The following is an 18655-nucleotide window of genomic DNA, read 5'->3' on the forward strand; positions in this document are numbered from 1 at the left end:
AGGCCAGGCAAGTGCCGCCGCATTCATGCCTGCGGCGGCACCGCGTCGGGCGCCATGAAGAACGGCTCCCACTGGTGGCCGTCGAGGTCGGCCACGCTCTGGTGGTATATGAACCCGTAGTCGCGCGCCGGCTGGGTCACCGTCGCCCCGGCGGCCACCGCCTTGTCGACGAACGCGTCGACCTCGTCGCGGCTGTCCATCGAAAGCGCCAGCAGGACCTCGGTCTGGCGGTGTGCGTCGCTGATCGGCTTGGGGGTGAAGCCCTGGAAGAACGGCTTGACCAGCAGCCCGCTTCAGCACAAGCACGCGAAGATGTCGTCGGACACGACCATGCAGGTCGCATTCGCATCGGTGAACTGCGGGTCGAAGCTGAAGCCCAGGGCAGTGAAGAACGTGACCGACCGGTCCAGGTCCTGCACCGGCAGGTTGATGAAGATCTTGCGGGACATGCGGGTCTTCCTGGTGGCGAGGGGCGCGGGACGATCGACTGCGACGTCTCCGAACGGGCGGGCCGCTCAGCCGCCGGCGGCGATCTGGTCGCGCAGGCGACGTTCCTGCACGCGCAGCTCGGGGGTGAACTCGGCGCCGAAGTCTTCGTCCTCGAGCACCGGCCGGATCTCGATCTCGCTGTCTTCCATGTGCGGGTTGGGGCAGCGCTTGACCCATTCGATCGCCTCGTCCATCGACCGCACCTGCCACAGCCAGAAACCGCAGACCAGTTCCTTGGTCTCGGTGAACGGGCCGTCGACCACGGTGCGCTGCTTGCCGGAAAACTGCACGCGGACGCCGCGCGAGGTCGGATGCAGGCCCTCGCCGGCCAGCATGACGCCGGCCTTGACCAGTTCCTCGTTGAACCGGCCCATGTCGGTCAGCAGCCGCTCGTCCGGCATCTGGCCGGCTTCGGAGCCGGCGGTGGCCTTCACTATCACCATGACGCGCATGTCGGGATCCTCTTGCGATGGAGGGAGCGCCCGGTGGGCTCCCGTGCCATGGCGACGGATGGCGGGCGCCGGAATCGACACGCCCGCCGCGGATCATCCCGCGTCCAGCTCCACGATCGGCTTGAAGCCACCCCAGAACATGCGCTTGCCGTCGAAGGGCATCTGTTCGCTGCCCATCCCGGCCACCCGCGGATCGGCCATAGCCGCCTTGTTGACCTTGTCGCGGTGCGCGCGGGAGCGGTAGCGGATCCAGGAGAACACCACCACTTCGTCCGGCTTGAGCTTCACCGCCTGTGGGAACGACGTCAGCTTGCCGGGCTGGACGTCGTCTGCGACGGCCTCCACGTATTCCAGCGCGCCATGCTCCATCCAAACCTTGCCGGCCTTCCGCGCCAGCCTGCGATACGCATCCACGTTGGCCCGGGGTACGGGCAGGACGAAACCATCCACGTACGACATCGTGCATTCCTCCTCTCGATGGACGCCGGCAGCCCGGGCCTGCGGGAACGACGGGCGGACCGGGCGCGGATCGACACGATGCACCGCGGTTCGTTCACCCGGCGTGGCGGCGGCATGGGCGCAGCCGGCAGCCTGCGTGGCCTGCGAGCGGAGGCCAGGGCGTGCGGGCAGCCGTGCCGGCTGCCTTCGAGGTCAGCGCCGCAGCGTGCGGGCCGCGCCGATCGCTGCGATGCGCGCCTTGCGCACGGCCTCGCCGACCTGCGGGCCGCTGAGTCCGGCGCGTTCGGCCAGGTCGCGCGCGTTGACCGACATCGCGGCGGCGTGCAGGCGCAGCAGTTCCGGTCGTTGGGGATAGTCCGCATCCTCGCTGCCGAGGCGGCCACGCTTGTCCGCTTCGCAGGCCAGCGCGATGCGGGCCACGCGTTCGGGCCGCCGCAACGCGTCGCAGCGCTCCAGCAGCTCGAACACCGTGGCGTCGCGCAGTTCGGCCAGGCGATGCACGTTGAGGTGTTCGCGGCAGACGCACTCGGCCAGGCGGCGGTGCTCGAGCGGCACCTTGAGGCGTTCGCACAGCGCGGCGAGCGGCTTGAGGCCGGCATGTTCGTGGCCGACGTGCCTGGGAAGCGCGTGCCGCGGCGTCAGCGCCTTCCCGAGGTCGTGGGCCAGGGCGGCGAAGCCGACCAGGTCGTCGCCGGGCGCCAGGCGCGCGGCCATGTCGCTGACCAGCTGCTGGTGCACGCCGGTGTCGACCTCGGGGTGGTACTCGGCGCGCTGCGGCACGCCGTACAGCGCGTCGACCTCGGGCAGGATCGATGCCAGCGCGCCGCAGTCGCGCAGCGTCGCCAGGAACGCCGAGGGACGCGGCGCGGCCAGCGCCTTGCGCAGCTCCTGCCACACCCGCTCGGGCACCAGCGTATCGAGCTCGCCGCTGGCGACCATGGAACGCATCAACGACAGCGTCTCCGGCGCCACCGTGAAGCCCAGCGGCGCCAGGCGGGCCATGAAGCGGCCAGCGCGCAGCACGCGCAGCGGGTCCTCGGCGAACGCCGGACCGACATGGCGCAGCACGCGCGCATCGATGTCGTCCGCGCCGCGGTACGGATCGACCAGCTCGCCGCGTGCGTCGCGGGCGATGGCGTTGATCGTGAAGTCCCGCCGCTGCAGGTCTTCCTCGAGGGTCACCGACGGGTCGGCATCGACCACGAACCCGCGATGGCCCCGGCCGCTCTTGCGCTCGGTGCGGGCAAGCGCATGCTCCTCGCCGGTGTCCGGATGCAGGAACACCGGGAAGTCGCGGCCGACGGCCTTGAAGCCGGCTTCGAGCATCTGCCGTGGCGTGGCGCCGACCACCACCCAGTCGCGGTCGCCGGGCGGCAGTCCGAGCAGCGCATCGCGGACCGCGCCGCCGACAAGGTAGGTATCCATGCCGCGCATCGTATCGCGCCCCGTGGAGCGCGGCTTGCCCCGCTACTCCACGGATGGCGAAGCGCGAGGAGCAGGCGTTCCGACGGTGCCCGCATGCAGCGGGGCAAGCCCCGCTCTACGGGCGTGAGTCAGGCGATGGTTATCGTGCTCGCAGGCAGGCGCGGGCAGCGGGGCAAGCCCCGCTCTACGGGCCGGGGCAGGCGAAGCGCTTGCGCGCGCCCTCGGTGCGGCCGAGCATGCGCTGGCTCACCGGCAACGCGTCGCCGTTGAGCAGCCAGTCGTAGATCACGCTGAAGGCCATGACCCGGGCCACGTAGTCGCGGGTCTCCTTGTAGCTGATCGTCTCGATCCACAGGTCGGGGTCGTGCGCGGGGCGCTGCGAAAGCCAGCGCGCCGTCGGCGTCGGTCCGGCGTTGTATGCGGCGATCGCCTGGTAGGTCTGGCCGTACTTGTCTTCCATCTCGCGCAGGTAGGCGCTGCCCAGGGCGATGTTGGTGGACGAGTCGTACAGGCTCTCGGCACCGGCGTAGGGCAGGCCGGTGCGCTGGGCGACGCCGGCGGCGGTGCCCGGCAGCAGCTGCATCAGGCCGCGCGCGTTGGCCGGCGAGCGCGCATTCGGGTTGAAGATGCTCTCGGCACGGATCTCGGCGGCGATCCAGGCCGGATCGAGCTCGTTGCGCCTGGCCGCCGCGCGGATGTCGGCGTCGTGGTGCAGCGGAAAGCGCAGCTTGTACAACCGTTGTTCGTCCGGGACCTTGCCCAGCGAGAAGACCGCGCGGTCGAACCAGCCCTGTTCCTGCGCCAGCGCCACGGCCGTGCGGCGCTTCGCGTCGTCGAAGCGGGTCAGCGCGTCGTTCCATTCGCGCACCGCCCAGCCGGGCTGGTCGATCCGGTACAGCGCCAATGCGCGGACCAGGGCCGGATCGGCGGCCACTTCCCGGCGCAGCGCCGGCGGATCCGACGGTTCCCACGGGCAGAGCGCATAGGGCAGTTGCAGCCGGTCGGCGGCGAGGAAGCCATGGAAGGTCGGCGAGGCGGCGGCGGCGCGGAACAGCGACTGGGCCTCGGCCCGGTGGCCGTTCTTCTCCAGCATCCGTGCCTCGAACCAGCGCCAGCGCGAATCCTCGCGTTGCTTGGCCGGCATCAGGCGGATCGCGTCGAGCGCGGCCTTCCAGTCGCCGCGGGCGAGCGCTTCGCGCGCACGCCACTCGTGCAGGCGCTCGTCGTAGGCCGCCGCCGGCACGGCCGCCAGGCGGCGTGCCGATTCGGGCAGGTACGAGGCCACCGTCCAGAGGGCGACCTGGTAGAGCACCTTGCCGCGCTCGGCTTCGTCCATGCCCAGCAGCGGTGCCAGCTGCGCGAGCTGGCGCTCGGCCGCATCCGGATCGTCCTTGGCCAGCCGGGCCAGGCCGGCGGCGGCGACCTGGCGGCTGCGCGCGTCGCGCGGCCACTGCGCGGCGCGGGTGTGCGGGGCCTGGACGAAGGCGGCGTAGTCCTGGGCCAGGGCCAGCGCGTCGGGGGGCAGGCCGCGCGCCGCGCTGCGCATCACCCCCGTTTCGCCCTCGGCCACGGCCAGGTCGAAGCGTTCCCAGCGCAGCGCATCGCCCAGCGCGCCGCGAGCGGCGAGCGTGGCGAAGGTCGCATCGCAGGCATCGGGCAGCGACTTGCCGCTGCGCCACAAGGCCTGGGCCTCGCTGTTCCACTCGGCACCGGCGCGGCCGAGCGCCTGTTGCGCGTTCAGGCGCGCGCAGCGCAGGCCCGGATCGTCGCTGGGCGTCCAGTCGGCGAGGAAGTCGGCCCACCGCTCGCGCCGCGACAGTGATGCCAGCCACAGCGGCCGCAGCGCCGCGGCCGCGGCCTGGCCGTCGTGGCGCTGCAGGAACGCGCGGACCTGGCCGGCGTCGGCGTTATCGAGGTCGCGCGACAGGCGCGCGAACTCCAGCCATGGCCAGCGTGGGTCGCCGCGCAGTGCATCGGCTTGGCTGGGCGCGAGCCGGCCGGCCTTCGCCGCGGCGATGGCGTCCTGCATGGCCGCATCGTTGGCGGCACCCGCGCCCGCCACCTGCGCGGCGGCGGGTGCGGCCAAGAAGGCGAGCGAGGGCAACAGCACCCCGGCCAGCAGGGCGCGATGCAATCGTTGCAATGACGGGATGGTGGCCGGGCGCGACATGCGTTCGAATATACCCAACGCGCCTGAATGGCCGTGACGACGCGACGCCCCCACCGGCACGCTGCTCGTCCGGCCCGGTGGCGCCCGCCTGGAGTCGCAGCCTTGTCGCCGATGATGTTCCTGCTGTTTCCGTTGCTCGGCGTGGTCGCCGGCATCCTCGCCGGCCTGCTCGGCATCGGCGGCGGCCTGGTGCTGGTCGCCGCACTGGCCTGGCTGCTGCCGCTGTTCGGCGTGCCGCAGGACGCGGCGATGCACGCGGCCCTGGCCAGTTCGCTGGCCAGCATCGTCCTCACTGCAGCCTCCTCCGCGCGGGCGCATGCCCGTCTCGGCAGCGTGCTCTGGCCGACGGTGGCCTGGATGGTGCCTGGACTGCTGCTCGGCGCCTGGCTCGGCAGCGGGCTGGCGGTCGCGCTGGACGATGGCGTGCTGCGCTGGATCGTGGCGGTCTACTGCCTGGTCGCCGCCTGGCAGATCGGTTTCGGCCGCACCCGTGCGCCGGCCGACGGCACCGAGGTCACGGCCCCGCGCGGCTGGCCGATGAGCCTGGCCGGCGGCGGGATCGGCGCGCTGTCGGCGGTGGTCGGCATCGGTGGCGGCAGCATGACCGTGCCGTTGCTGGTGTGGCGCGGAGTGAAGCCGGTGCGCGCGGTCGGCACTTCCAGCGCTTGCGGCGTCGCGATCGGCCTGTCGTCCGCGCTGGGCTATGCGATGCATGCGCCGGCCGGTGCGCTGCCGGCTCACGCGATCGGCTACGTGTACCTGCCCGCCGCGATCGGCGTGGCGGTGGCGTCGGTGCTGTCGGCGCCGTGGGGCACGCGCCTGGCGCACCGGCTCAGCGGCGAGGCCCTGCGCAAGGTGTTCGCGCTGTTCCTGTTGCTGGTCGGGCTGACCGTGCCCTGGTCGGGCTGACGGCGCCCGCCGCGCCCGTCGTGGTCACAGGAGGCGGTCGATCGGCGCCGCGCGCCGCCGCCATCGCGCATGCACGGTCGCGGCGGGCCGGCTTCCGCGGTAGCGCACGCGGGATCAGCCGCCGCAGCTGGTGCTGACGATCTTCGCCAGGCGGTCGTACTCGGCCTGCCGCTTCTCCACGTTGTCGGGATGGGCGAAGCGCCAGCGCGTTTCGGCTTCGCGCGCGTAGCGCCGCCAGGCGTCGCAGGCGGCGCCGTCGGGCACGCGCGAGCACTGGTCGCGCACCACCTCGCAGGCGCGTCCGGCACCTGCGGCCGGATTGCCGTCCAGGCCCACCGTGCGCAGCGGCAGGCAGCGCGGCGGCACTTCCTGCTCCTCGGACAGGTAGCTGTCGTTGTCGTAGGTCGCGCACCGGAACAGCGGCGGCGGGGGCGGGCGGTCCGGGTCGGGTGGCGCGGTGTCCGCCGCCGGCGTGCGTGGCAGGTTCGCGCTGTCGAGGATGCGTGGTTCGGGGCCGGTGCTGGTGGTGACGAACTCGCGGCCGGCGCCGGCCTGGGGCGGGGCTGCCTGGGCCGGGGCGGACAGGAAGATGGGCGTGTCGTCCGGCTGCGGCGCGTTCGCGGGAGGGGGCGCCGTGGGCGCCGTTGCCGAGGCTGGGGGGGCGTCGGCGCCTGACAGGGAGCTGGGTACGCCCTGCATCTGCTGCTCGCGCTGGGTGCTGCCGGCCGGGCATGGCTTGTTCTGCACGGTGAGGACGCCGGCGGCATCGGTGCAGCGGTAGATCGTCACCGGTTGCGCGGCGACGGGTGACGCGTGCAGCAGGCAGGCCAGCAGTGCGGCCAGGGGGCGGAGCAAGCGGGAAGCAGCGGAACCAGGCATCGGTGGTCAGTAGCCGGGGCAGTGGTCGGCCAGGTGCGCATCGATCTGGCGCTGTTCGCGATCCAGTTCCGTGCGCTGGCTGGGCATGGCCGCATGGTAGACGCGGAGGATCTCGTAGCGGCGATCGGAGAGCCGCGCGCACACCTCGTCCTGCGACAGGCGGATGCAGGGGTCACGCACCCAGGTGCCACCGGGCACGACCACGCCCGGCAGTGGCGGACGCGGGCCGTGGCCAGGACCATGGGCCGGCAGGGGCGATGTCGTGGGCGTCGACGCGGGACGGACGGGCGGCAAGGGTGGTCGCGGCGGGGGTCGTGGGCCGGGCCCGACCGGATAGCCCAGTGTCCACAGCGGCACCCAGCGCTGGTTTCCTTGGTCGCTGTCGCTGGTGTAGGTCGTGCCATCCGGCGCGGTGCACTCGTACATCGGACGCGGCGCCTGCACGGTGACCACGCGCACTTCGCGCGGCAGCGGATCGGCCGCCGGCGGCGCGGGCGCCGCGGCGGTGGATGCGGTACGCGGCGGCGGATCCTGCGGGCGCTGCATCCGCACCACTTCCTGGCGTTCGCCGCTGCGGCACGGCGAGTCGCGCAGCGCGACCAGCTGGCCCTTGCTGTCGGTGCAGCGATAGACGGTCACGCCGCTCGCGGCCGGTGCCTGCGCGATGGCGGCCGACGGCGTCAGCAGTGCAGCCAGCAGCGGCGCGGTGATGCCAAGGCGTCGCATGTCACTCCTACGGGCGGCATGGCGAGGACGCCATCCTAGCGCGCCATGCGTCGCCGGTCGCGGCGGCCAGTCGCTCAGAACCGCAGCACGCTGCCATCCAGGGCCACGCGGATCGGGGTGGGCTGGGCCAGTCCACCGGTTTCGCCCGCGACGATGCCGTCGATCGCATCGTCCAGCAGCGGATCCAGTTCGCCGCGTGTGTAGGCGGGCGGTTCGCCCCCACGGTTGGCGCTGGTGGACACCAGGGCGCCGCCGAACCCTTCGCACAGCGCGGTCACCACCGGATGGGCACTGATGCGCACGGCGATGCTGTCGCGCCCGCCGGTGATCCATGCCGGGGCGTCGGCCGCGGCAGGCATCACCCAGGTATGCGGGCCGGGCCAGCTGGCCAGTACCACGGCCAGGCGATCGGGCGGCAGCGCGGGCAGGTCGAGCCAGCGCCGCAGCGGGTCCAGGTGCGCGGCGACCAGGATCAGGCCCTTGTCGACCGGACGCTGCTTGAGCTCCAGCAGGCGCAGCACTGCAGCCTCGTTGTCCGGGTCGCAGCCTAGGCCCCAGACCGCCTCGGTCGGGTAGGCGAGCACGCCGCCCCGTTGCAACAACGGGGCGGCTTCGTCGATGGCGAGTGTGCGGGCCATGGCGGGCGATCTTAGCCGTGGGTTTGATGGCACGGGATGAAGACCGCGGGTGATCGCAGTCCCGGAACGGCGGGTCTCAGAACGGCGGGGCGTCGTCGGCACTGCCACGGGCGGCGGACTTGGCTGCCTTCCTGGCTGGAGCCTTCTTGGCAGCCGTCTTCTTCGCGGCCTTCTTCGTCGCCTTCTTGGCGGGCGCCTTCTTGGCCGCAGCCTTGGCCGGTGCGGCTTCCTTGGCCACGGCCTTGGTCGCCTTCTTCGCCGCGGCCTTCTTGGCCACCGCCTTCTTCGCGCCGAAACCGCGGCGGGCCGGCTTGCCGGTCTCCTCCATCAGCTTCTGCACTTCGGTCAGGGTCAGCGAGGCGGGCTCGCGGTCCTTGGGGATCTTGCCGTTGAGCTTGCCGTCGCTCAGGTACGGGCCGAAGCGCCCGTTGAGCACCTGGATGTCGCTGCCGGGGAACTCCTTGATCACGCGGTTGCGCGCGATCTCCTCCTTCTCCTCGACCAGGAACACCGCCCGCGCCAGGTCGATCTTGTACGGGTCGTCCTCCTTCTTGAGCGACGCGTAGGTGCTGCCGCGCTTGGCGAACGGGCCGAAGCGGCCGATGCCGACGCTGACCTGCTCGCCATTGCTCTCGCCCAGCTGCCGCGGCATGTCGAACAGCTTCAGCGCGTCCTCCAGCGAGATCGAGTAGATGCTCTGGCCCGGCTGCAGCGAGGCGAACTTCGGCTTCTCCTCGTCATCGACCGTGCCGATCTGCACCATCGGCCCGAAGCGGCCGATGCGCGCGCTGACCTCCTTGCCGCTCTTCGGATCGGTGCCAAGCGAGCGCGAGCTGCCGGCGTCGGTGCGGTCCAGCGATTCCTTCTTGTCCTCGACCAGTTCCTTGAACGGAGCCCAGAACTTCTCCATCAACGGAACCCACTCCTCCTCGCCGCGGGAGACCGCGTCGAGCTCGTCCTCGAGCCTGGCGGTGAAGTCGTAGTCCACGTAGCGGGTGAAGTGGCCGGACAGGAACTTGCTGACCGCGCGGCCCACGTCGGTAGGCTTGAACGCGCGGCCCTCCATCTCGGCGTACTTGCGGAACAGCAGGGTCTGGATGATCGAGGCGTAGGTCGAAGGCCGGCCGATGCCGTACTCCTCCAGCGCCTTGACCAGCGCCGCTTCGGTGAAGCGCGGCGGCGGCTGGGTGAAGTGCTGGTCGGCGTGGATGCGGTCCAGCGGCACGCGCTCGCCCGGCTTGAGCGGCGGCAGCTTGCGTCCCTCGTCCTCGTCCTCGGCGGCCTTGCTGTCCTTGCCTTCCTCGTACACCGCCAGGAAGCCGGGGAATACCACGGTGGTGCCGCTGGCGCGGAACACGTGCTCGCTGCCGGCGGCCAGGTCGACCGAGACGGTGTTGAGCGTGGCCGGGACCATCTGGCTGGCGACCGCGCGCTTCCAGACCAGTTCGTAGAGCTTGCGCTCGTCGTCGGTGAGGAAGCGCGAGACCTGCGCCGGCGTGCGCAGCGCGGAGGTCGGGCGCACCGCTTCGTGCGCTTCCTGGGCGTTCTTGGACTTGGTCTGGTAGGTGTTGGGCTTGTCCGGCACCGAGGCGGTGCCGTAGTCGCGCGCGATCACGTCGCGGATCTCGGCCAGCGCCTCCTGCGAGAGGTTGACCGAGTCGGTACGCATGTAGCTGATCAGGCCGACGGTGCCTTCGTCGCCCAGGTTCACGCCCTCGTACAGCTTCTGCGCGACCTGCATGGTCTTGCGCGTGGTGAAGCCGAGCTTGCGCGACGCCTCCTGCTGCAGGGTGGAGGTGGTGAAGGGGGGCGCGGGGCGGCGCTTGCGCTCCTTGCTGGCCACGTCGGTGACGTGCAGCGCGCCGGCGGCGGCCTGCTGCAGGCGCAGGCGCGCGGCCTCGGCCGTCTCGCCGTCGGTGATCGTGAACTGCTCGAACTTCTGCCCGTCCAGCTTGACCAGCTTGGCGGTGAACGGCTGCGAGGCGTGCGCCAGCTCGGCGCCGATGCTCCAGTATTCGCGCGCCTTGAACGCCTCGATCTCCTCCTCGCGCTCGACGATCATGCGCAGCGCCGGCGATTGCACCCGGCCGGCGGACAGTCCCGGCTGCACCTTGCGCCACAGCACCGGCGAGAGGTTGAAGCCGACCAGGTAGTCCAGCGCGCGGCGCGCCTGCTGGGCGTCGACCAGGTCGCCGGCGATAGAACGCGGCTGGGTCATCGCCTCCTTGATCGCGCGCGGGGTGATCTCGGTGAACACCACCCGGTGCATCGGCTTGTCGAGCCCGCGCTCGCGCAGGATCTCGGCGATGTGCCAGCTGATCGCCTCGCCCTCGCGGTCCGGGTCGGTCGCCAGCCAGATGTCGTCGGCGCCCTTGGCGGCCCGGGCGATGGCCTCGACATGCTTCTCGTTCTTCTCGATCAGGTCGTAGCGCATGGCGAAGCCGCGCTCGGGGTCGACCGCGCCCTCCTTCGGCACCAGGTCGCGGACATGGCCATAGGAGGCCAGGACGGTGAAGTCCTTGCCGAGGTATTTGTTGATCGTCTTGGCCTTGGCGGGCGACTCGACGATGAGCAGGTGCTTGGGCATGGCGGCATTCTGGGGGGTACGGCGGCGGTCCTTCCGGGACCGGATGCGGGCGGTGAGCGTCGTGTGAAGGAGCGTCCGCCAGAGAAGCCGACGCCCGGGGGAGGTCCCCCGGGCGCGGTCGCTGTCCTTTTTATACGTGAATCACGCCGCGGCCGGCCGTGTCAAGCCGGCCGCGCCCGGCCCCCGTCCCGGCCTACCCCTTCATCGAGGAAATCAGGCCGACCATGGCCAGGCCCACCGCCAGCGCGCCGGCGATGAACAGGCCGAACAGCACGAGGATGACCACGGTGACCGTGCCGAGGCCGCGTTCCTGCCACTCCGGGCGGTCGGTGAAGGCCCACTTGTCGACCACCAGGGTGTCGCAGAGCATGTCGTGCAGGGCCTGCTTGCGCTCGGTGAAGGCCACCATCAGGCCGGAGATCAGGACGCCGATGCCACAGGTCATCAGCACGAACAGGAAGTACGCCACGTACCGCAGCAGCGCGCGCCAGAAGCCCACCGGCTCGCCGCTGGTGCGCACCACCTTCACGCCCACGGCCATCTTGCCGAGGCTGGCCTGGGTGCCGGACGAGTGCATCCAGGCGAAGTACAGCGCCGGCAGGCCCAGGCTGATGCCGTAGTAGAGCAGCATGAAGGTCACGCTGGCGCCCGCGCCGGCCAGCTCGTTCTGTGCCAGGCTCGACAGGCTCAGGCCGAACAGCAGCATCAGCGGGATCAGCAGCGCGTAGGTGAGGATCGCGGTAACGATGCCATCGAGGAAGCTGGCCGCGACGCGGCGCCAGAGTCCGCCCATCACCACGTCGCCGCCGTGGACCGGGGCCGGGCCGGCGTGGCTGTCGAAACCGGTGGCCGGCGCCGCGTAGGGGCTGTAGGCGCCGGCCGCGGTCGCCAGCGTTTCCGCCGGCACGTCGCCCGCCGGGCCCAGGGTCGGTTCGACCCGGAAGTCCAGCGTCGCCGGCGCCTCGTCCAGGCCCAGTTCGCCGCGCAGCGACCCCAGCGGCTGCCACGCCGGCAGGCCGTCGCGCCAGACCAGGGTCGCGGCGTCGATCTCGCCGGCGCGGAAGCGCTGGGCCAATGCCTCGGCGCTCTGGGGGCCAATCTGCCGGCGCTGGCGGTCGGCGTAATACCACTCGGTCATGCGTTGCGTTCCTCGCTGTCGGATTCCATGGCCGCGGTTCAACCGCGGCAGAAGGCGGGCAGGTGCTTGTCCTCGATCTCGGAACTGCACTGCCAGGTGCTGCTGGCGGGGTCGTACTCGAGCCAGATCCGTTGCCCGTCGAGCACGGGCTTGCCGGGCGTGGCCAGGGTCGCCTGCAGCCCGCACAGGTCGCTGCCTTCGAACTCGCCGAAGGTGACGTCCGCCAGCGCGCCCTGGGTATACCGCGCGGGGTCGTCGAAACCGGTGTCGTCATTGGTCGGGCAACGGCCCTGGGCGTCGAGGAATTCGACGACCTGCGGCTGCAGCGCCTGCGCCTGGCTGATGGCCGCGGTGGCCTGCGCGCGCAGGGTGTAGTCCTGGTAGGCCGGCAGCGCGATCGCGGCGAGGATGCCCACCACCGCCACCAGGAAGATCCCCGCCACCGCGACCAGCGCGGCGATCGCGCAGCCGGACAGGCCGCTGGGCCGCGGCGTCGCCACCGTCGTCGCGGCCATGGCGGCGGGCAGCGGCGGCGGCAGCGCCGGCAGCTCCAGCTCGGCGGCGAATTCCTGGAGGGGGCGCCACTGGGCCATGCCCTCGCGCCAGACCAGGGTGTGGGCGCCGATCGTGCCGCCCGCGGCCAGCGCGCGCAGTTCTGCGGCCGGCAGCGGTCCGTGCCGCTGCCCGCTGGCAGTGGCGTAATACCAGTCGCTCATGGATTTTCCCCGTGGCTTGCGCGTCCAGTGTGCCGCATGGCCCCTGCGCACGGAAGCCGGCTTGCGCCGGCTTCCTGTCGGTACACGCGTCAGGCCTCGCCGCTCAATGCACCGGCTCGGGTTCCTCGCCGAACATCTGGGTCTCCAGCCAGGCATACGCCGCTTCGGCACCGGGCTGGTTGAACAGCACCATCAGCACCACCCACTTCAGGTCGTCCAGGTCGATCTCGTCCTGGTCCAGCGCCATCGCCCGGTCCAGCACCAGTTCGCGCTGGCCGGCGTCGAGCACCCCCTGCTGTTCGAGGAACAGCAGGAAGCCGCGGCAATCGACGTCCAGGCGGTCAAGTTCCGGGCCGTGGTAGACGCGCACCGGGCCGTCGACCCGCGCTTCGCCGCCGGCCAGGCGCTGCTGCGCCAGTCCGTCGAGCCAGTCGAAGGCCTTGCTGATCTCCGCGGGGCTGAAGCCGGCTTCGATCAGCCCGTCGTGCAGCGGATCGCGGTCGCGGAGGGTGTCCGCATCGTCGCCGATGTAGTGTTCGAAGAGGTAGAGCAGGACGTCCAGGATGCTTTCTTTCATTGCCCTCGGCCTGCGCCCGGTGGGGGGCGCCGTGGGGTGGGGAACCACGGTCGCGGCGCAGTGGCCGGTCGTCCGTGTCAGGCCGCTTCGCCGCCGCCCGTGGACCTGCGTGCGTAGCGGCCATGTTCGACCGCCACCCGCCCATCCAGTTCCATGGCCAGCAGCATGGCCGACAGGGCCGCAGGCGTCAATCCGGTGCGGACGGCCAGGATATCCATAGGGGTGGGGTCGGCACCGAGGGCGTCCCACAATCTGTCGTGGTCGGTGGGCGATGCCGGCAGCGACCGCGCGGCTCCCGGAGGAGTCGGGTCCACGACCGGTCCGGGGGCGTCCACGGTGCCGTACGACAGGGCCAACCGGCCGGCCAGCGGGGCGATCCCGGCCAGGACCTCGGCCGGATCCTCGACCAGCTGCGCGCCCTCGCGGATCAGCCGGTGGCAGCCCCGCGACAGCGGATGGTGGATCGATCCGGGAATCGCGAATACCTCGCGCCCGGCCTCGGCCGCCAGCCGCGCGGTGATCAGGGCCCCCGAGCGGGCGGCGGCCTCGACCACGAGCACGCCCAGCGAGAGCCCGGCGACGATCCGGTTGCGGCCGGGGAAATGGCCGGCGCGCGGCGGCGTGCCCGGCGGATGCTCGCTGACCACCGCGCCGCTGGCTGCGACGCGCTCGCGCAGGGCGGCGTGGTAGCGCGGGTAGGCGACGTCGACCCCGGTGCCGAGCACGGCCACGGTCCGGCCACCCGGCCATGCCAGCGCCGCCTCGTGCGCGGCCGCATCGATGCCCGCGGCCAGCCCGCTGGTGATCGCCAGCCCGCCCCGGCACAGGGCGCCGGCGAAGCGGCGGGTGTTCTCGCAGCCGGCCGCGCTCGCGTTGCGGCTGCCGACCACCGCGACCGCCGGCTGCCAGAGCGCATCCGGGTCGCCGTCGACGAACAGCGCCAGCGGCGGATGCGGGGCCTGTCGCAGCAGCGCCGGGTAGCGCGGATCGTCGCTGCCGACCAGGTGGTGGCCCGGCCCGGCCAGCCAGGCCAGGGCACGGTCCAGGGCGGACGCGGGCACGCCGGCCATGCGTGCCTGCAGGCCCGCATCGCCGGTCTCGCCCGAGCGCAGGAGTGCATGGCGCGAAGCGCGGCGCCCGCCGGCCAGGATCAGCCGCAGCAGGGGCAGGGGATCGACGGGGGGGGCGGGCGTTGGCATGCGCAGAGCCTGGCCCGGAAACGGCGACGGCGCCCTAGGGCGCCGTCGCGGATCGTTGTAGGACGCTTGCGCGACCGGCTTACTGCGCGTCCGGATGGCGCGCCTGGAAGCCGACCCGCACCGGCTTGGTGCCGTCCATCACCAGGGCGTAGCTGACCTTGTCGAAGGTGCGGAACACCATCGCGTGCGCGGCGTATTCCTCCGGCAGGGCGACGCTGCTGCCGCTGCCGGTGAACTGGTCGTCCATGCGCGAGGTACGCGGGCCGGTGACCTTGTCGTTGACGTGGCGGCCCGGGCGCCACAGCGAGTACACCGTGCCGTTGTCGACGCCGTCGAGGCGACCGGCCGAAATCGCGATCACGTCGCGCGGGCCACCGGCGGTGCCGGCGACGGCCACGGCCAGCACGCTGACATCGGCCGGTTGCGAGGCCGGCGGGTGCGGGAAGAACTGCAGGTCGTAGGCGGCGGCTTCGACCGGAACCACGCGGTCGCCGGCGCGCACTTCGTGGCCGCTGTCTTCCAGGCTGAGCGTGGCGACCTGCGCACCATTGGCGCCGGCGGCGCGGGTGATGGTGCCGACGTTGACCTTGGACAGCTCGAAACCGAGGAATTCGTTGCGGCTGCTCGGCGGCACGTACTGGCTCCACAGCACGCCATCGAGCGGCGTGGTGCTGCCGTTGGCCTCCAGCTGCTGGAACGGACGCGGCAGGGCGTAGCGCACGGTCGGGCGCAGGACCATGTAGCGCTGGCCGGCCTGGGCGGTGTCCAGCCCCTTCACGTAGGCCAGCTGGCCGGCGCTGCCGCGCAGGCGGTTGTCCTCGAAGCCGACCACGTAGGGCAGGTGCTCGAAGGCGTCGGTGACGCGCAGGTCCTTGAGGAACGGCTCGATCTCCGACAGCGGCACCGCGCCGATCGGGGCCTCCTCGCGCGGACCCGGCTGCACCGCCACGCGGTCCAGGTAGGCCAGGCTGAGGACGTCGCCCGGGAAGATCAGGTGCGGGTTGGCGACCTGCGGATTGGCCTGCCAGATCTCCGGCCAGAGCCAGGGCTTGCCGAGGAAGCGGCCGGCGATATCCCAAAGTGTGTCGCCCCGGACCACGACATAGGTGTCCGGATGGCTGCCGCGCGACTCGACGGCGGCGGCATAGGTGGCGACAGTCAGCATCGCGACGGCAAGAACCGTCCGAAGGCGTGTGAGCATGGTTGCGATCCCGCCTGATTCCCCAACAGGTTCGCGGACTATAGTCCAGAATTCAGGCCGTTGCGCAAGCTTCCGCGCTAGAATTGCGACGGCCGGCCGGTTTGCCCCGGCCACCCCCACCGGAGTCCGCCCATGGCCCTGCTGCCCATCCTCGAGTTTCCCGACCCGCGCCTGCGTACCCGGGCTGCGACGGTCGACGCCGCGCAGGTGGCCACCCCCGAGTTCCAGAAGCTGCTCGACGACATGTTCGAGACCATGTACGAGGCGCCCGGCATCGGCCTGGCCGCCAGCCAGGTCGACGTCCACCAGCGCTTCATGGTGATCGACGTGAGCGAGGGCAAGGATGCGCCGATGGTGTTCATCAACCCCGAGATCACCGCCCGCGACGGCGACCAGGTCTACCAGGAAGGCTGCCTGTCGGTGCCGGGGATCTTCGCCGACGTGACCCGCGCCAACCGCATCACCGTGCGCTACCTGGACCGCCAGGCGCGCGAGCAGGAGCTCACCACCGAGGGCCTGCTGGCGGTCTGCATCCAGCACGAGATGGACCACCTGGAAGGCAAGCTGTTCGTCGACTACCTCTCGCCGCTCAAGCGCGAGATGGTGCGCAAGAAGCTGGCCAAGCAGCGCAGGCACGCGGCCTGATCCCCTGCGGCGCGCGTGCCCCCGGCCTGCGCACCGTGTCCCGCCCGGCCCGCCGCCGCCATGCCCGCGGCGGCCGGGGCTGATGCCTTCCGCCCGCGGCCCCTGGAGTTCCTGACCCGATGAGGATCGTCTTCGCCGGCACCCCGGATTTCGCGGTGCCCTCGCTGCGTGCCGCCGCGCGCCACAACGAAGTGGTGGCCGTCTACACCCAGCCCGACCGCCCGGCCGGTCGTGGCCGCGGCCTGGCGGCCTCGCCGGTCAAGCGCGAGGCGGTGGCCCGGGGCATCCCGGTGATGCAGCCGGAAACGCTGCGGGGCAGCCAGGCCCAGCAGGACCTGCGCGACCTCGCGCCCGACCTGCTGGTGGTGGTCGCCTACGGGCTCATCCTCCCGCGCCGGGTGCTGGAGATCCCGACCCACGGCTGCTGGAACGTGCACGCCTCGCTGCTGCCGCGCTGGCGCGGTGCCGCGCCGATCCAGCGCGCGATCCAGGCCGGCGACGCCGAGACCGGGGTGTGCCTGATGCGGATGGAAGCCGGGTTGGACACCGGCCCGGTGCTGCTGGAGCAGGCCACGCCGATCGGCCCGGACGAGACCGGCGGCCAGTTGCACGACCGGCTGGCGGAAATGGGCGCACAGGTGCTGGAAGACGGCCTGGGGTTGCTGCGCGCGGGGCTGTTGCCGGTGCCGTGGGTCCAGCCGGAGGAAGGCGTGACCTACGCGCACAAGCTCGACAAGGCCGAGGCGCGGCTGGACTGGTCGCGGCCGGCAATCGAGCTGGCGCGCACCGTGCGCGCGTTCAATCCCTGGCCGGTGGCCGAAGCGATGGTCGCCGGCGAGCGCCTGCGCATCCATGGCGCGATCGCGGTGGACACCGGCCATGCGGCCGCGCCGGGCACGCTGCTGGCGGCCGGGCGCGAAGGGATCGACATCGCCTGCGGCGACGGCGCGTTGCGGCTGCGCGTGGTCCAGCGCGAGGGCGGCCGCGCGATCACCGCGGCCGACTGGCTCAACGCCCGTCGCGACGTGGCTGGAACCTGACCATGCCGCAGCCGCGCCCACCTTCGCAGCGTTCCCCGGCGGCCAAACCCGCCAGGCCCGAGCGGCGGCCGCTGGCACCGGGCGTGGAAGTGCGCGTGCTCGCCGCGCAGGTGCTCGATGCCGTCGTCCACCGCGGCCGTTCGCTCAAGTCCGAGCTCGCCGCGGCACTGCCGCGCCTGCCCGACTCCCGCGACCGCGCGCTGCTGGAGGCGATCGCCTTCGCCGCGTTGCGCGGCCGCTACCGTTACGCGCCGGCGCTGCGCGGCTGGCTGCAGAAGCCCCCCGGCGCCAACGACGGCCCGCTGCTGGCGCTGCTGCTGGCCGGCTGCGCCCAGCTCGACGCGCTGCACCTGCCGGCGCATGCCGCGCTCGATGCCACGGTGGAGGCGGCCCGCGCGCTGGGCCGGCCGCACCAGGCCGGGCTGGTCAATGCGCTGCTGCGGCGGGCGCAGCGCGAAGGCATTCCGCCCGCCGACCCGGCCGGCGCCTGGCCGGACTGGCTGCGCGCACGGATCGAGGATGCCTGGCCCGGAGATGCCGCCGCGGTATTCGCCGCCAGCGCGCAGCCGGCGCCGATGTGGCTGCGGGTGAACCGGGCGCGGACCACGCGCGACGACTACCTCGCCCGCCTGCAGGAGGCCGGCCTGGCGGCGGCGATCGAGCCGCGGCTGGCCGACGCGCTGCGCCTGGACACGCCGGTGCCGGTGGCGGCCCTGCCCGGTTTCGGCGAGGGCCTGGTCGCGGTCCAGGACGGCTCGGCGCAGCAGGCGGCCGACGCGCTGGCGCCGGAGCGCGGCGCGCGCGTGCTCGATGCCTGCGCCGCGCCGGGCGGCAAGGCCGCGCACCTGCTCGAGCGCGATCCGGCGCTGGAGCTGCTCGCGCTGGAGGTCGATCCGCGCCGGTTGCCACGGCTGGAAGACACCCTGCGGCGCGCCGGCGTGGCCGACCGCGCCCAGGTCCGCGCCGCCGATGCCACCCTGCCGGCGCTGTGGTGGGACGGGTTCACCTTCGACGCGATCCTGCTCGACGCGCCGTGCTCGGCCACCGGGGTGGTGCGGCGGCAGCCGGACATCCTGCTGCATCGGCGGCCGGAGGACCTGGAGGCGCTGGTCCAGTCGCAGGCGCGCCTGCTGGACGCGACCTGGCCGCTGCTGCGCCCGGGCGGGATCCTGCTCTACGCGACCTGTTCGATCCTGCCCGAGGAGAATGCCGGCCAGGTGGAAGCGTTCCTGGCCCGCACCGCCGATGCCGTCGCCGTGCCGTTGGCGGACGCGTTCGGCCATCGTGCCGGGGCCGGTCGCCAGCGCCTGCCCGGCGAGGACGGCATGGACGGCTTTTTCTATGCGCGACTGCGCAAGGCCGAGTGAGCGGCCGCTAGAATCGCCCGTTGTGAACGCACCGGCTC

At 72.3% G+C, this 18655-nt stretch carries 19 protein-coding genes; 4 read left to right on the forward strand and 15 right to left on the reverse strand.

The window, feature by feature from the left end; genetic code table 11:
- Positions 1 to 23 precede the first annotated feature (23 nt).
- The 6 genes from CSC66_RS17800 to CSC66_RS08070 all read right to left on the reverse strand — a co-directional run bounded on the left by CSC66_RS17800 (position 24) and on the right by CSC66_RS08070 (position 4995).
- Positions 24 to 287: a VOC family protein gene (locus CSC66_RS17800; RefSeq protein ID WP_379655862.1), complete on the reverse strand. Its 264-nt coding sequence runs from the start codon at positions 285 to 287 to the stop codon at positions 24 to 26.
- 6 nt (positions 288 to 293) lie between these two features.
- On the reverse strand, positions 294 to 449 hold the full coding sequence (locus CSC66_RS17805) for a VOC family protein (RefSeq protein WP_379655857.1): 156 nt from the start codon (positions 447 to 449) through the stop codon (positions 294 to 296).
- Between the two features lie 66 nt (positions 450 to 515).
- Entirely contained in the window at positions 516 to 941 is a 426-nt protein-coding gene (locus CSC66_RS08055; RefSeq protein ID WP_162376888.1) for a YciI family protein, read from the reverse strand.
- Between the two features lie 93 nt (positions 942 to 1034).
- Complete coding sequence (locus CSC66_RS08060; RefSeq protein ID WP_162376889.1) at positions 1035 to 1400, reverse strand: DUF1428 domain-containing protein; 366 nt, start codon at positions 1398 to 1400, stop codon at positions 1035 to 1037.
- Positions 1401 to 1592: 192 nt separating this feature from the next.
- Positions 1593 to 2825 (reverse strand): multifunctional CCA addition/repair protein, encoded by a 1233-nt coding sequence (locus CSC66_RS08065; RefSeq protein ID WP_162376890.1) that lies wholly within the window; start codon positions 2823 to 2825, stop codon positions 1593 to 1595.
- A gap of 184 nt (positions 2826 to 3009) precedes the next feature.
- Positions 3010 to 4995, reverse strand: coding sequence for a transglycosylase SLT domain-containing protein (locus CSC66_RS08070; protein ID WP_162376891.1), 1986 nt, complete (start codon positions 4993 to 4995; stop codon positions 3010 to 3012).
- Positions 4996 to 5106: 111 nt separating this feature from the next.
- Between CSC66_RS08070 and CSC66_RS08075 the strand changes: the two genes are divergently transcribed.
- A complete protein-coding gene (locus CSC66_RS08075) occupies positions 5107 to 5904 on the forward strand; it encodes a sulfite exporter TauE/SafE family protein (RefSeq protein WP_238394342.1) in 798 nt (265 codons plus the stop codon).
- A gap of 114 nt (positions 5905 to 6018) precedes the next feature.
- Here the strand turns inward: CSC66_RS08075 and CSC66_RS08080 are convergent, their stop codons facing one another.
- From CSC66_RS08080 to CSC66_RS08120, 9 genes are all read right to left on the reverse strand, one after another.
- Complete coding sequence (locus CSC66_RS08080; protein ID WP_238394332.1) at positions 6019 to 6759, reverse strand: DUF4124 domain-containing protein; 741 nt, start codon at positions 6757 to 6759, stop codon at positions 6019 to 6021.
- 30 nt (positions 6760 to 6789) lie between these two features.
- The gene (locus CSC66_RS08085; RefSeq protein WP_238394333.1) at positions 6790 to 7509 is read right to left on the reverse strand and encodes a DUF4124 domain-containing protein; all 720 of its coding nucleotides are present in this window, start codon (positions 7507 to 7509) and stop codon (positions 6790 to 6792) included.
- 74 nt (positions 7510 to 7583) lie between these two features.
- Positions 7584 to 8147, reverse strand: coding sequence for an L-threonylcarbamoyladenylate synthase type 1 TsaC (gene tsaC, locus CSC66_RS08090; RefSeq protein WP_162376892.1), 564 nt, complete (start codon positions 8145 to 8147; stop codon positions 7584 to 7586).
- A gap of 76 nt (positions 8148 to 8223) precedes the next feature.
- Positions 8224 to 10734, reverse strand: a complete 2511-nt coding sequence (locus tag CSC66_RS08095) for a DNA topoisomerase I (protein ID WP_162376893.1) — start codon at positions 10732 to 10734, stop codon at positions 8224 to 8226.
- Positions 10735 to 10927: 193 nt separating this feature from the next.
- Positions 10928 to 11872, reverse strand: coding sequence for an RDD family protein (locus CSC66_RS08100; protein ID WP_162376894.1), 945 nt, complete (start codon positions 11870 to 11872; stop codon positions 10928 to 10930).
- 38 nt (positions 11873 to 11910) lie between these two features.
- Complete coding sequence (locus CSC66_RS17700; protein ID WP_162376895.1) at positions 11911 to 12588, reverse strand: GYF domain-containing protein; 678 nt, start codon at positions 12586 to 12588, stop codon at positions 11911 to 11913.
- Between the two features lie 103 nt (positions 12589 to 12691).
- A complete protein-coding gene (locus CSC66_RS08110; RefSeq protein ID WP_162376896.1) occupies positions 12692 to 13165 on the reverse strand; it encodes a DUF494 family protein in 474 nt (157 codons plus the stop codon).
- A 77-nt stretch (positions 13166 to 13242) separates the two neighbouring features.
- Positions 13243 to 14364: a DNA-processing protein DprA gene (gene dprA, locus CSC66_RS08115; protein ID WP_162376897.1), complete on the reverse strand. Its 1122-nt coding sequence runs from the start codon at positions 14362 to 14364 to the stop codon at positions 13243 to 13245.
- 79 nt (positions 14365 to 14443) lie between these two features.
- Positions 14444 to 15565: a LysM peptidoglycan-binding domain-containing protein gene (locus CSC66_RS08120; protein WP_162376898.1), complete on the reverse strand. Its 1122-nt coding sequence runs from the start codon at positions 15563 to 15565 to the stop codon at positions 14444 to 14446.
- Between the two features lie 132 nt (positions 15566 to 15697).
- On the opposite strand from CSC66_RS08120, the gene def reads away from it, so the two are divergent.
- The 3 genes from def to rsmB all read left to right on the forward strand — a co-directional run bounded on the left by def (position 15698) and on the right by rsmB (position 18617).
- Positions 15698 to 16210: a peptide deformylase gene (def, locus tag CSC66_RS08125; protein ID WP_162376899.1), complete on the forward strand. Its 513-nt coding sequence runs from the start codon at positions 15698 to 15700 to the stop codon at positions 16208 to 16210.
- 119 nt (positions 16211 to 16329) lie between these two features.
- Positions 16330 to 17250, forward strand: coding sequence for a methionyl-tRNA formyltransferase (gene fmt, locus CSC66_RS08130; RefSeq protein ID WP_162376900.1), 921 nt, complete (start codon positions 16330 to 16332; stop codon positions 17248 to 17250).
- 2 nt (positions 17251 to 17252) lie between these two features.
- Positions 17253 to 18617: a 16S rRNA (cytosine(967)-C(5))-methyltransferase RsmB gene (gene rsmB, locus CSC66_RS08135; RefSeq protein ID WP_162376901.1), complete on the forward strand. Its 1365-nt coding sequence runs from the start codon at positions 17253 to 17255 to the stop codon at positions 18615 to 18617.
- Positions 18618 to 18655 lie beyond the last annotated feature (38 nt).

This window comes from Pseudoxanthomonas kaohsiungensis (genome assembly GCF_010211765.1).
Lineage (GTDB): Bacteria > Pseudomonadota > Gammaproteobacteria > Xanthomonadales > Xanthomonadaceae > Pseudoxanthomonas > Pseudoxanthomonas kaohsiungensis.